Below are 12,533 nucleotides of genomic sequence, written 5' to 3' on the forward strand. Positions count from 1 at the left end.
CTTGTCCCCGAGTTAGGCAGGGTGAGGCGGCGCAGTTCGGTCACGGCTCGTCGCGTGGTTTCGCCCTGCTATTGACGGAGCAAGCATCTCGCGAGCTATTGTGCTCTTGTTTGCGGAGAACCTGCTCGAAAGGATAGCGACGCGTGGCCAAGCAGATCATTCACAAGCTGGTCGATGACCTGGACGGCGGAGACGCGGACGAGACCGTCAAGTTCTCGCTCGACGGCGTGCAGTACGAGATCGACCTGTCGAGTAAGAACGCCAGCAAATTGCGGGAGCTATTCGCCCCGTACGTCGCTGCCGGGACCAAGGTCGGCCGGGGCGGAGTGGTCGTCGGTGGTCGTGCCGCCCGAGGCCGTGGCGGTGCTACCGCCGACCGGGAGCAGAACAAGGCGATCCGGGCCTGGGCCAAGAAGGAAGGCAAGGAGATCTCCGACCGTGGGCGTATCCCTCAGGAGATCGTGGACGAGTACCACGCCAAGGCCGGTCGCTAGCCGAAGCCACCGCCGGATGCGGGGTGGTTGCGGGCTTTCGCCCCACCCGCCCCGCATTCGACATTTTTAGGGAGTATTGGCATCTCCGCCCTGGATGCCTGAAAAATCCCTCGTGCTCTCCGCCGCCGTGCTGCGCTGCGGAGACGTACCCGGGCTCCGGCCGATCCGTCGGCAGCCACCGGGAACATCCTGGCGTCCCCGGCGTTGTCCACAACCGGTGGACGATGTTGTCCACAGCCTGTGGATGGCGCGGGGCCGCGCCGTCCCGTCGGAGGGCGTGAATTTCGCTCTGCGCGTACAGCCCATGGCTCGGGAAGCATCGCTGAGCGTGGGCGTTGGGGAAAAACGTCGCGTACGTGGCTCATTGCAGCAACGCACGACCTCAGGAGAGTCGGCTCGCGGCGATAGAGTAAGGGAGCACGGTCGTCCGCCCCGGACGTCCGAGTGGTGGCCCCGCCACGATGCTTGACCACCAAGATCGAGTGCGCACGGCACGTGAGGAGCACGAGGGCATGTTCGAGCGGTTCACCGACCGAGCGCGGCGGGTTGTCGTCCTGGCTCAGGAAGAAGCCCGGATGCTCAACCACAACTACATCGGTACGGAGCACATCCTGCTGGGTCTCATCCACGAGGGTGAGGGCGTGGCGGCGAAGGCCCTGGAGAGCCTGGGTATCTCTCTGGAGGGCGTCCGCCAGCAGGTGGAGGAGATCATCGGCCAGGGTCAGCAGGCGCCGAGCGGGCATATCCCGTTCACCCCGCGGGCCAAGAAGGTGCTGGAGCTGTCCCTGCGGGAGGCGCTCCAGCTGGGCCACAACTACATCGGTACGGAGCACATCCTGCTCGGCCTCATCCGGGAGGGCGAGGGCGTCGCGGCCCAGGTGCTGGTGAAGCTCGGCGCGGACCTCAACCGGGTCCGTCAGCAGGTGATCCAGCTGCTCTCGGGCTACCAGGGCAAGGAGCCGGCGGCCGCCGGTACCGCGTCGGGCGAGTCCGCCCCGTCGACCAGCCTGGTGCTCGACCAGTTCGGTCGGAACCTGACCCAGGCGGCCCGGGAGGGCAAGCTCGACCCGGTCATCGGGCGCGAGAAGGAGATCGAGCGGGTGATGCAGGTGCTCTCCCGCCGGACGAAGAACAACCCGGTCCTGATCGGCGAGCCCGGCGTCGGCAAGACCGCCGTCGTCGAGGGCCTCTCCCAGAAGATCATCAAGGGTGAGGTTCCGGAGACGCTCAAGGACAAGCAGCTCTACACGCTTGACCTGGGCGCCCTGGTCGCCGGCTCGCGGTACCGCGGTGACTTCGAGGAACGCCTGAAGAAGGTGCTCAAGGAGATTCGGACCCGGGGCGACATCATCCTGTTCATCGACGAGATCCACACCCTGGTCGGCGCGGGTGCCGCCGAGGGTGCGATCGACGCGGCGAGCATCCTCAAGCCGATGCTGGCCCGCGGCGAGCTGCAGACCATCGGCGCGACCACCCTCGACGAGTACCGCAAGTACCTGGAGAAGGACGCCGCCCTGGAGCGGCGGTTCCAGCCGATCCAGGTGGGTGAGCCGTCGCTGGCCCACACCATCGAGATCCTGAAGGGCCTGCGGGACCGTTACGAGGCGCACCACCGGGTGAGCATCACCGACGCCGCGCTGGTGGCGGCGGCGACGCTGGCCGACCGGTACATCTCGGACCGGTTCCTGCCGGACAAGGCGATCGACCTGATCGACGAGGCCGGCGCCCGGATGCGGATCCGCCGGATGACCGCGCCGCCAGACCTGCGCGACTTCGACGAGCGGATCGCCCAGGTGCGTCGCGACAAGGAGTCCGCGATCGACGCGCAGGACTTCGAGCGCGCCGCCCAGCTGCGGGACAAGGAGAAGCAGCTCCTCGGCCAGAAGGCGCAGCGGGAGAAGGAGTGGAAGGCCGGTGACCTGGACGTCGTCAGCGAGGTCGACGACGAGCAGATCGCCGAGGTCCTCGCCAACTGGACCGGCATCCCGGTCTACAAGCTGACCGAGGAGGAGACCTCCCGGCTGCTCCGGATGGAGGACGAACTGCACAAGCGGGTCGTCGGCCAGGAGGACGCGGTCAAGGCGGTCTCGAAGGCCATCCGGCGTACCCGGGCGGGCCTGAAGGACCCGAAGCGCCCGTCGGGCTCGTTCATCTTCGCCGGTCCCTCCGGCGTCGGTAAGACCGAGCTCTCCAAGGCGCTCGCGGAGTTCCTGTTCGGCAGCGAGGACGCGCTGATCCAGCTCGACATGTCGGAGTTCCACGACCGGTACACGGTGTCCCGGCTCGTCGGCGCGCCTCCCGGCTACGTCGGCTACGACGAGGGTGGCCAGCTGACCGAGAAGGTGCGGCGCCGGCCGTTCTCCGTGGTCCTCTTCGACGAGATCGAGAAGGCCCACCCGGACGTGTTCAACACCCTGCTCCAGATCCTGGAGGACGGGCGGCTCACGGACGGCCAGGGTCGGATCGTCGACTTCAAGAACACGGTCATCATCCTGACCACCAACCTGGGTACCAGGGACGTGGCCAAGGCGGTGTCCATGGGCTTCCAGGCGTCGGAGGACAACGAGTCCAACTACGACCGGATGAAGCAGAAGGTCAACGACGAGCTGAGGCAGCACTTCCGGCCGGAGTTCCTGAACCGGATCGACGACACGATCGTGTTCCACCAGCTCAGCCAGGCCGAGATCCTGTCGATCGTGGACATCATGATCCAGCGGATCGAGACCCAGCTCAAGAACAAGGACATGGGCCTCGAGCTGACCGACAACGCCAAGAAGTACCTGGCGAAGAAGGGCTTCGACCCCGTGCTGGGCGCCCGGCCGCTGCGCCGGACCATCCAGCGCGACATCGAGGACAGTCTGTCGGAGCGGATCCTGTTCAACGAGTTGACCCCGGGCCAGATCGTGGTCGTGGACTGCGAGGGCGACCCGGACAACATCGACAAGTCCCGCCTGGTGTTCCGCGGTGCGGACAAGCCGGTCGCGGTACCGGACGCGGTGCCGGCCGACCTCGGCGACACCGCCGCCGCGGGCGCGGACGAGTAGGAGGCAGGACGACCGGCGAGGCCCGGCGGCACGTGCCGCCGGGCCTCGCTGTGTCTGGGCCGTGGGGGGACCACCGTTCCCGCGCCGCGGCCGGGGACGGCTACAGCCGCAGGACGGGGCCGGTCCGGTCGCCGGCCAGCGCGTAGACATCGGCGGCGACGACCTGCACCAGACCGTCCTCGACCAGGCCGGCCAGTGCCCGGGCCCGCTGCACGTCGTCCGCCCAGACCAGGTCCAGCCGTTCCCGCGGTACCGGGCCGGTGGCCTCGCGCAGCACCGCCAGCAGTCGACCCCGGACCTGCCGGTCCGTGCCGGCGTACCGCTGGGGCCGCCGGGTCGGCCCGGTCGGCGCCGGCCGGCCCGAGGCGCGCCAGGCACAGCGGTCGACCAGTGGGCAGTCGAGGCAACGCGGTGACCGGGCCGTGCAGACGAGCGCGCCGAGCTCCATGAAGGCGGCGCTGACCCGGGCCGCGACGGCGGGTTCCGCCGGAAGCAGTGCCTCGGTCGCCGCCAGGTCTGCCGGGCGGGTTGCCGGGCCCGCGTCGGGCTCACCCGCGACCGCCCGGGCCACCAGCCGGCGGACGTTCGTGTCCACCACCGGGTGACGTTGCCCGAACGCGAACGCCGCCACCGCCCGCGCGGTGTAGCTGCCCACGCCGGGCAGCGCCAGCAACTGCTCCAGGTCGGCCGGGACCTCGCCGCCGTGCCGCTCCACCAGCGCCACCGCGCACTCGTGCAGCCGCAGCGCCCGCCGTGGATAGCCGAGCCGGCCCCACATCCGGATCGCCTCCGCCGGGGCGTCGGCGGCCAGCGCGGCCGGCTCCGGCCAGCGGTCGAGCCAGGCCCGCCAGGCCGGGAGCACCCGGACCACCGGGGTCTGTTGCAGCATGACCTCGCTGACCAGGATCGGCCACGCCCCGATACCGGGCTCCCGCCACGGCAGGTCGCGGGCGTTCTCGTCGTACCACCGGAGGGCCAGGGCGGCGAGTTCGGTCTCTGACACGGCGTCCTCTGACATGGCGTTGTCGATCCTGTCATGCCGGCATCCACCCGGTGCGGTCCGGCCCGCTGCCGAGCCGGTTCCAGGGCGGCGTCCGGCGGGTGCCGGTGTCCCGCAGCGTGGGCGGGGTGTCGGGTCGGGCCGAGGGGGCTGGCCCGGATCAGGCAGACTGCCCGGATGAACGAGCTGGCGATCACCGTCATCGGCCCGGACCGTCCCGGCATCGTGGCCGACGTCGCGGAGGCACTCGCCCGGGTCGGTGCCAACCTCACGGACTCGACCATGACCCGGCTCCGCGGCCACTTCGCGATGACCCTGATCTGCGCCGGACCGTCCGCCGACCAGGCGGAGGCGGCGCTCGCGCCGGTCGTCGCCGACGGCCCCCTCGTGGCGACCGTACGGCAGGTCGGGGCGGAGGCGGTGCGGACGTCGGTCGGCGAGCCGTACCTGATGGCCGTGCACGGCGCGGACCGGCTCGGCATCGTCGCCGCCCTGACCCGGGTTCTGGCCGAGGCGGGCGGCAACATCACCGACCTGAGCACCCGGCTCACCGGACAGCTCTACGTGCTGCTGGCCGAGGTGGAGCTGCCGCCGGGTGCCGCCGACGGGCTGGCCGAGCGGCTCAGTGCGGTGGCCGCCAGCCTTGACGTCGAGGTCAGCCTGCGCCGAGCCGAGTCGGATCTGCTTTGATGGCGGACGAGTCTGACATGGCGGTCGAGGTCTCCGGTCTGGGCGACTGGACACCGGAGGTGCTGGGCGAGCCTGGCCGGGTACGCCCCGTGGTCACCGCGCCGGCCACCGTGCTGAGCCGTCCCGGCGAGACCGTCGACCCGCTCGCCCCCGACGTCGTACGCCTCGCCGCCGACCTGATCGCGACCATGCGGGTCTCGCCCGGTTGCGTCGGGCTGGCCGCGCCGCAGATCGGTGTCGGGGCCCGAGTCTTCGCGGTCGACGTGACCGGGCATCCGAAGACCGTCACCTCACACGGCACCTTCGTGCTCTGCAACGCGGAGGTCGTCGAGGCGAGCCGGTGGCGGTTGGGCCGGGAGGGGTGCATGTCGGTGCCGGACCTCACGGGGGACGTCAAGCGGGCCGGCCGGGTCGTCGTCCGCGGAACGCTGCCGGGGACCGGCGCCGAGGTGCGGTTGACGACCGACGCCTTCGAGGCCCGGGCGCTGCAACACGAGATCGACCACTGCGCCGGCCTGCTCTTCCTCGACCGGGTGGCCGGGGCACACGCCGTCTACCCGCGCAAGGTCTATCTCTGACGAGCGGCGGGTCCGGTCACCGGGCGGCGGCCCGCGGTGCCCGTCGGCCGGTCGGTGCCAGGGGCGCCGTGCTTGGTCGGCGGGTCAGTTTCCGGGCACTCCGTGGTTCGTTGGCGGTCGGTTTCAGGGCGCTCGTGGTTCGTCGGCGCGTCGCGGGGATCGACGGTGCGGCGACCGATACGGTGAGGACATTATGCGTCTGACGGTTGGCCCCCTACCGCCCGCCGTGTACTGGCGGCGGCGTGCCGTCGTGCTCGGTGTCGTGCTGCTGTTCGTGGTCGTGTTGATCTATTCCTGCACGGGTCCGGGCGAGACGGACGAGACCGGCCGAGGCGCGGGTGATCCGACCCCGGGTTCGACCCTGCTGACCCCGGAGTCGGGCGCGCCGGCCACGGGCGTACCCGAGTCAGGCGCACCGACGCCGGAACCGTCCGACCCCGCGGCCGGTGACGAGGCGGCGCCCCCGGTCGCACCTGTCGGCGGGTCGACCGGCGGTGGGCAGCAACTGCCGGAGCCGCCGCCACCGGTCGAGAACGAGTGCACCGACGAGGAGATGTCGGTGATTCCGGTGCCCTCGCAGACCTCGGCGCAGCGGGGCGAGCCGATCGTGCTACGGCTGCGGATCAGGAACGTGTCGGACCGGACGTGCAACCGGGACGTCGGCGCCGACCTCCAGGAGCTGTACATCAAGTCCGGGGCCAACAAGGTCTGGTCCTCGGACTCCTGCAGCACGATCCGAAACAACAACGTCAAGCCCTTCCCGCCGAACCACGAGGAGGAGTACACGGTCTCCTGGAACGGCCGGAAGAGTTCCCGGTGCACCAACGGCGTGGCCGCCGGTCCCTTCCCGGACCCCGGCACCTACCAGCTCTTCGGCCGGCTCGGCAACAAACACAGCGACCCGGTGCGGATCACCATCACCAACTGAGCATCCACTGATCTCGGCCCGACGCTGACGCTAACCGCCGGGACTCGATCCCGGACCGTCGAGGACGTCCGGCGGCCGCGTGTTGGTCCCGGAGGTCCGGAAACCGGCCCGGCGGCCGACGCGGTGGGCGCCGGGCCGACGCCCGGAGGGGTCAGACGTACCGCTCCAGGATGGACGCCTCGGCGAGTCGGGAGAGGCCCTCACGGACGCTCCGGGCCCGGGTGTCGCCGACGCCCTCCACGGCCTGAAGATCCTCGACGGTGGCGCCGAGCAGCCGCTGGAGGCTGCCGAAGTGGTCGACCAGCCGGTCGATGACCAGGCCGGGGAGGCGAGGGACCTTGGCGAGCAGCCGGAACCCCCGCGGGCTCACCGCGGCGTCGAGCGCGTCGGAGGCGCCCGGGTAGCCGATCGCCTTGGCGACGGCGACCAGGTCGATCAGCTCGGTCGCGGAGAGGAGGTCCAGTTCGACCAGGGCCTCGTCGAGGGTACGGGCCTTCCGGCCACTCGGCAGGTAGTCCCGGATCACCAGCGTGCGGTCGGCGTCCACCCCGGCCATCAGCTCGTCGAGCTGGAGCGCGAGGAGCCGGCCGTCGGTGCCGAGCTCCACCACGTACCCGGCGATCTCGTCGGCTATCCGGCGGACCATCTCCAACCGCTGCACCACGGCCACGGCGTCCCGGACCGTGACCAGGTCCTCGATCTCCAGGGCGGAGAGCGTGCCGGACACCTCGTCCAACCGGAGCTTGTAACGCTCGAGCGTGGCCAGCGCCTGGTTGGCGCGGGAGAGGATCGCGGCCGAGTCGTCCAGCACGTGGCGCTGGCCGTTGACGTAGAGACTGATGATCCGCATGGACTGGCTGACCGAGATCACCGGGAAGCCGGTCTGCCGGGCGACCCGCTCGGCCGTCCGGTGCCGGGTGCCGGACTCCTCGGTGGGGATCGACGGGTCAGGCATCAGGTGCACGGCGGCACGGACGATCCGGGTGCCGTCGCTGGAGAGCACCACCGCGCCGTCCATCTTGCACAGTTCGCGGATCCGGGTCGCGGAGAACTCGACGTCGAGGGGGAACCCACCGGTGCAGATGCTCTCGACGGTCTTGTCGTAGCCGAGCACGATCAGGGCGCCGGTCCGGCCCCGTAGGATCCGTTCGAGCCCGTCGCGGAGCGCCGTACCCGGCGCCATCAGCGCGAGGTTGGCCCGCAACGGATCTCCGGTCGGTCCTCCGCCGCTCATGCTCACGCCGGCGCTGACGGTACGCGCCGCGGAGCCGACAGTGCTGCTGCGGGCAGGCGAAGCCGCGCTAGCGGTTCGGTTCGCGTCGCGGTCGATCGGCACTCGGACATTCTACGGACCGCCCTGCGTTGGGTGCTGTCGCGGTTACTGTGACGTGCCACTGTGCCGGCATCCTCCCGTTGCGGTACGCCCTCGGCGGCTCGTGTGAGCTCGGCGGGATGTGTCCAGTCTGTACTTGATCGCGGGTCTTGCCGGGGCTTGTGCCCCGCTGGGGCCGGGACCGTGTGCGGCGTGTGCATGGTACGACGGGCAGTCGTGCACCTGAAGTGACTGTACGGCTACTCAGCAGATACCCGGGCCACGCACTGCAGCGCCGATCGTACGTCGGTGACTTCCATCACTCGCATGTTTTCCGGCGTCACCCCGCTGCTTTCGGGGCCGCAACCGGCCGGGACCAGCGCGTACCGGAAGCCGAGCCGGGCCGCCTCCGCGAGACGCCGGGGCACCGCGGACACCCGGCGTACCTCGCCGGTGAGCCCCACCTCGCCGATCGCCACCAGGTCGGGGGCGATGGCCAGATTCAGCCCGCCGGAGGCCACCGCGAGCGCCATCGCCAGGTCGGCGGCCGGCTCGACCACCCGGATCCCGCCGACGGTGGCCGCGAAGACCTCCCGGTCGTGCAGGGTCAGGCGCTCGGTCCGCCGCTGCAGCACGGCGAGGACCATCGCCAACCGGGCGCTGTCGAGCCCGGAGACGGTCCGTCGGGGCGAGCCGGCGACGGTGGCGCCGATCAGCGCCTGCACCTCGGTGACCAGCGCCCGCCGCCCCTCCATCGCCACCGTGACGCACGTCCCGGGGACCGGGTCGGCGGACCGGGTCAGGAAGAGCCCGGACGGGTCCGCGAGGCTGGTGATCCCGCCCTCGTGCATCTCGAAGCAGCCGACCTCGTCAGCGGTGCCGAACCGGTTCTTCACGCCCCGGACCATCCGCAACGACGAGTGCTTGTCGCCCTCGAAGTGAAGTACCACGTCGACCAGGTGCTCCAGCACCCGCGGACCGGCGACCTGGCCGTCCTTGGTGACGTGTCCCACCAGCACCGTCGCGATGCCCCGTTCCTTGGCGACCGAGACCAGCGCCGCGGTGACCGCCCGAACCTGGGTGACCCCGCCGGGCACCCCCTCGGCGCCGGCGATGGAGACCGTCTGCACGGAGTCGAGCACCAGCAGGCCCGGCTTGACCGCGTCCAGGTGGCCGAGGACGGCACCAAGATCGTTCTCGGCGGCCAGGTAGAGCCGCTCGTGCAGGGTTCCCATCCGCTCGGCCCGGAGCCGGACCTGGCTCACCGACTCCTCGCCGCTGACCACGAGCGACGGGGAGCCGGCATTGGCGGCCCACTGCTGGGCGACGTCGAGGAGCAGGGTGGACTTGCCGACCCCCGGCTCCCCGGCGAGCAGCACCACCGCGCCGGGGACCAGGCCCCCGCCAAGCACCCGGTCCAGCTCGGGAACGCCGGTCGGCCGGGCCCGGGCCGGAGCGGCGCTGATCGTGGCGATCGGGCGGGCCGGCTCGGCCGGGGTGCGGGAACTCACCACCCGGCCAGAGACGGTCGGACCGGTCAGGGTGGACTCGACGACGGAGCCCCACTCACCGCACTCCGGGCAGCGTCCCACCCATTTCGGCGGCTGGTGGCCGCAGGCGTCGCACTCGTAGCTGGGCCGCGGGTCGCGGGCGGTGGTCCGGCCGCGCCCGACGGCGGCACGGGAGGTCGCTCGGCTGGTCACCCCAGCACGCTAACGAACCCGTACGACGGAACGCGCCCTGCCCCGGGGGCCGGGACAGGGCGCCACGGATCGGGCCCGGGTCACTCGTGGGCGGCGCCGCCCTCCTCCTCGACCACCGGGGTCGCGACCGGGGCCGGCGACAGCGGCACCGCGACCGGGGCCGGGGTGTCGACCCGGGTGCCACCGAAGTCGAAGGTCATCGGCACCGACTCGCCCGGAGGCAGTGCGGCGGCGAGACCGTTGAGCTGAAGCCAGGTGCCGGTCGCCCTGCTCAGGACGACGAAGCCTCGCGCCGGGATCTGGATCTCCGCCGGCACCTCGGGCGCCGCGGTCGGGGACGGCGCCGCCGACGGCGAGCCGCCCGAGGACGGGCTGCCGGCGGCCTCGGGCGGGGTGGCCGACGGCGAGCCGCCCAGGCTCGGGCTCTCCACCCCGGTGGGGGTCGGCGTCGGGCCGGCCGTGGTCGGCGAGGGGCTGGCCGCGGCGGCGTTGGTCAGCACGACGATGCGGGCGGCGCTGCTGCTGACCCGGACCGTCACCGCCCGGTCGGAGTCGTTGTAGAGGGCGACGCTCAGCGGGGCGTTGCCGCCTGCCGGGTAGCCGGTGGTGTCCAGGTAGTCGATCGAGAGATTCCGGATCTTGAAGGAGCCGTCCGCCGAATCCGCGTTGACCCCCACGCTGGTGGGGATCCGCAGGCTGGTCTCGGCGTAATGGCCGGCGCCGCATCCGGAGAGCAGCAGGGTGGTGACGGCCGCCGTACCGGCCAGCACCGCCGTGGCGCGCCAAGCCCTCCTGATCGACCCCGTCACTGCTCCTCCTCGTTGCGCTCTGGTCGCGTGTCGCGGTCGCCGGCGGCGACGCGTCCTCGGCACGCGTTCGACACCTGCCCGGACAGGCTCCAGGGTAGTGGGCGGTGATCGGCTGCCGTACGCGGACCCGGTATCCCGGTCCGCCACGGCACCGGTCACACGAGCCGGCCGCTCGCCACGAGCAGGACGACGTCGAGGAGGGCCACCAGCATCACGGCTCGGAAGATCGCGACCGGGCGCTCGCCCCGGAGGCTGGCGGCTCGGCCGGCGTACCAGACGGCGGGCGGGACCACGGCGGCGACCGCGATCGCCGCGAGCCCGGCCCAGGACGGCGGGCCGGGCGGCCCGAGGGCCAGCGTCGCGGTCGCGGCGAGGAGCAGTCCGACCGCCGCCGCCCGGGAGCCGCTCGGCCCGAGCCGGTGCGGCAGGCCCCGGACCCCGGTCCGGGTGTCGTCGGCCAGGTCCGGCAGAACGTTCGCGAAGTGCGCTCCGGCCCCGAGCAGTGCGCCCGCCGCGACCAGCCAGGCGGGCGGGGTCGGGGAGCCGGGTAGCGCGAGGACGACGAACGCCGGCAACGCCCCGAACGAGACCGCGTACGGCAGCACAGAGGCCGGGGTCGACTTCAGCGGCCAGTTGTAGAGCAGCGCGGAGACCAGCGCGACCGTCGCCCAGAGTGCGGCGGCCGGATGGAGGGCGAACGCCGGTAGCGGCGTGACGACGGCGGCCAGTACCCCGGCGACCGTGACCGTACGGCGTCGAAGCCGGCCGTTGGCGACCGGCTTGTCCCGGCGGCCGACCGCGGCGTCGCGGTCGGCGTCGAGACGGTCGTTGACCCAGCCGATGGCGAGCTGGCTGGCGAGCACGGTGAGAGCGACCGCGGCGATCCCGGCGGGCGGGTGTCCGACACCCCAGGCGAGCAGGGCGGCGACGGTGGTCACCGCCGCCGCCGGCTCCGGGTGGCTTGCCCGGACCAGCCCTAACACCACCTGCGACATATGGGAAGTCTGGTGGTTACCACCCGGTCGTGCCAGGCTCGATGACATGCGCGACGACCAGGCCGGGGCGGTGCCGGAGCCCGGGTCGCCGACCGCCCGGGCCGCGGCTGCCGGAGTCCACCCGCGACCCGGCCGGGTGCTGCCGCGTAACGACCCCCGGCAGTACGACGACCTGGCCGACCAGTGGTGGGACCCGGATGGCGCGTTCGCGATGTTGCACTGGCTGGCCGAGGCGCGGGCGGCGCTGGTCCCGCCGGCCCGGCGGCCCGGTGCGGTCCTGGTCGACCTCGGCTGCGGCGCCGGCCTGCTCGCCCCGCGGGTGGCCGGCCGGGGCTACCGGCACGTCGGGGTCGATCTTGTCCGGTCCGCCCTCGTCCAGGCCGCCGCGCACGGGGTCCGGCCGGTCAACGCCGATGTCGGCGCCGTGCCGCTGGCGGACGGCTGCGCCGACGTGGTCGCCGCCGGCGAGGTTCTGGAACACGTACCCGACTGGTCCCGGGTGGTGGCCGAGGCGGCCCGGATACTCCGCCCCGGCGGTCTGCTGGTGCTCGACACGCTGAACGCGACCGCGCTGAGCCGCCTGGTGGCGGTCCGGTTGGCCGAGCACCTGCCGGGGGTGCCCCGAGGTATCCACGACCCGCGTCTCTTCGTCGACGCCCGGGCGTTGGTCCGGGAGTGTGGCCGGCACGGCATCAGCCTGCGGGTCCGGGGCGTCCGGCCGGAGGCCTGGGGGCTGGTCCGCTGGCTGGTCCGTCGGGCGGTGCGTCGCGCGGCGCGGGCGGGTGCCGGGACCCGGGCGGCGGCGGGCGGCCCGCCGGTCCGGACGGAGTCGGGGGCGTCCGTGGCGCGTGCCGACGTGGTCGGGGACGCGCCACGGATCGTGCCGACCTGGTCGGCGGCGGTGCTCTACCAGGGGTGGGGAACCAAGGAGCGGTAGTTCGGCGGCAGCGGCGGGGCGATCTGCCCGGTGCGGAGAGGGG

At 72.3% G+C, this 12,533-nt stretch carries 11 protein-coding genes; 6 read left to right on the plus strand and 5 right to left on the minus strand.

Features of this window, described 5'->3' with window-relative positions:
• The first annotated feature begins 143 nt into the window (after nt 1-143).
• The gene (locus tag EF879_RS22790) at nt 144-494 is read left to right on the plus strand and encodes an Lsr2 family protein (RefSeq protein ID WP_123561914.1); all 351 of its coding nucleotides are present in this window, start codon (nt 144-146) and stop codon (nt 492-494) included.
• Between the two features lie 512 nt (nt 495-1,006).
• Nucleotides 1,007-3,538: an ATP-dependent Clp protease ATP-binding subunit gene (locus EF879_RS22795; RefSeq protein ID WP_123561916.1), complete on the plus strand. Its 2,532-nt coding sequence runs from the start codon at nt 1,007-1,009 to the stop codon at nt 3,536-3,538.
• A 100-nt stretch (nt 3,539-3,638) separates the two neighbouring features.
• Here the strand turns inward: EF879_RS22795 and EF879_RS22800 are convergent, their stop codons facing one another.
• Complete coding sequence (locus EF879_RS22800; protein WP_370375552.1) at nt 3,639-4,541, minus strand: A/G-specific adenine glycosylase; 903 nt, start codon at nt 4,539-4,541, stop codon at nt 3,639-3,641.
• 174 nt (nt 4,542-4,715) lie between these two features.
• Here EF879_RS22800 and EF879_RS22805 point away from each other — a divergent pair, with 174 nt between their 5' ends.
• The 3 genes from EF879_RS22805 (at nt 4,716) to EF879_RS22815 (ending at nt 6,734) form a co-directional block, all read left to right on the plus strand.
• Complete coding sequence (locus EF879_RS22805) at nt 4,716-5,228, plus strand: glycine cleavage system protein R (RefSeq protein WP_123561920.1); 513 nt, start codon at nt 4,716-4,718, stop codon at nt 5,226-5,228.
• A 17-nt stretch (nt 5,229-5,245) separates the two neighbouring features.
• On the plus strand, nt 5,246-5,806 hold the full coding sequence (locus EF879_RS22810) for a peptide deformylase (RefSeq protein ID WP_123562058.1): 561 nt from the start codon (nt 5,246-5,248) through the stop codon (nt 5,804-5,806).
• A 193-nt stretch (nt 5,807-5,999) separates the two neighbouring features.
• The gene (locus EF879_RS22815; RefSeq protein ID WP_123561923.1) at nt 6,000-6,734 is read left to right on the plus strand and encodes a hypothetical protein; all 735 of its coding nucleotides are present in this window, start codon (nt 6,000-6,002) and stop codon (nt 6,732-6,734) included.
• A 151-nt stretch (nt 6,735-6,885) separates the two neighbouring features.
• On the opposite strand, the gene disA is transcribed toward EF879_RS22815, so the two are convergent.
• The 4 genes from disA to EF879_RS22835 all read right to left on the minus strand — a co-directional run bounded on the left by disA (nt 6,886) and on the right by EF879_RS22835 (nt 11,553).
• Nucleotides 6,886-8,070 (minus strand): DNA integrity scanning diadenylate cyclase DisA, encoded by a 1,185-nt coding sequence (gene disA, locus EF879_RS22820; RefSeq protein WP_123561925.1) that lies wholly within the window; start codon nt 8,068-8,070, stop codon nt 6,886-6,888.
• Nucleotides 8,071-8,306: 236 nt separating this feature from the next.
• Complete coding sequence (radA, locus tag EF879_RS22825; protein ID WP_123561927.1) at nt 8,307-9,749, minus strand: DNA repair protein RadA; 1,443 nt, start codon at nt 9,747-9,749, stop codon at nt 8,307-8,309.
• An 80-nt stretch (nt 9,750-9,829) separates the two neighbouring features.
• The gene (locus EF879_RS22830) at nt 9,830-10,558 is read right to left on the minus strand and encodes a hypothetical protein (protein WP_148086523.1); all 729 of its coding nucleotides are present in this window, start codon (nt 10,556-10,558) and stop codon (nt 9,830-9,832) included.
• 155 nt (nt 10,559-10,713) lie between these two features.
• A complete protein-coding gene (locus EF879_RS22835; RefSeq protein ID WP_123561931.1) occupies nt 10,714-11,553 on the minus strand; it encodes a UbiA family prenyltransferase in 840 nt (279 codons plus the stop codon).
• Nucleotides 11,554-11,599: 46 nt separating this feature from the next.
• On the opposite strand from EF879_RS22835, the gene EF879_RS22840 reads away from it, so the two are divergent.
• The gene (locus tag EF879_RS22840; protein ID WP_123561933.1) at nt 11,600-12,490 is read left to right on the plus strand and encodes a methyltransferase domain-containing protein; all 891 of its coding nucleotides are present in this window, start codon (nt 11,600-11,602) and stop codon (nt 12,488-12,490) included.
• Nucleotides 12,491-12,533 lie beyond the last annotated feature (43 nt).

It is taken from the genome of Micromonospora sp. HM5-17 (assembly GCF_003762835.1).
Classification (GTDB): Bacteria; Actinomycetota; Actinomycetes; order Mycobacteriales; family Micromonosporaceae; genus Plantactinospora.

Coding starts and splice junctions, on each gene's coding strand:
- EF879_RS22795 (WP_123561916.1), top strand. CDS start 1,007: ATGTTCGAGCGGTTCACCGACCGAGCGCGGCGGGTTGTCGTCCTGGCT.
- EF879_RS22805 (WP_123561920.1), top strand. CDS start 4,716: ATGAACGAGCTGGCGATCACCGTCATCGGCCCGGACCGTCCCGGCATC.
- EF879_RS22810 (WP_123562058.1), top strand. CDS start 5,246: ATGGCGGTCGAGGTCTCCGGTCTGGGCGACTGGACACCGGAGGTGCTG.
- EF879_RS22815 (WP_123561923.1), top strand. CDS start 6,000: ATGCGTCTGACGGTTGGCCCCCTACCGCCCGCCGTGTACTGGCGGCGG.
- EF879_RS22835 (WP_123561931.1), bottom strand. CDS start 11,553: ATGTCGCAGGTGGTGTTAGGGCTGGTCCGGGCAAGCCACCCGGAGCCG.
- EF879_RS22840 (WP_123561933.1), top strand. CDS start 11,600: ATGCGCGACGACCAGGCCGGGGCGGTGCCGGAGCCCGGGTCGCCGACC.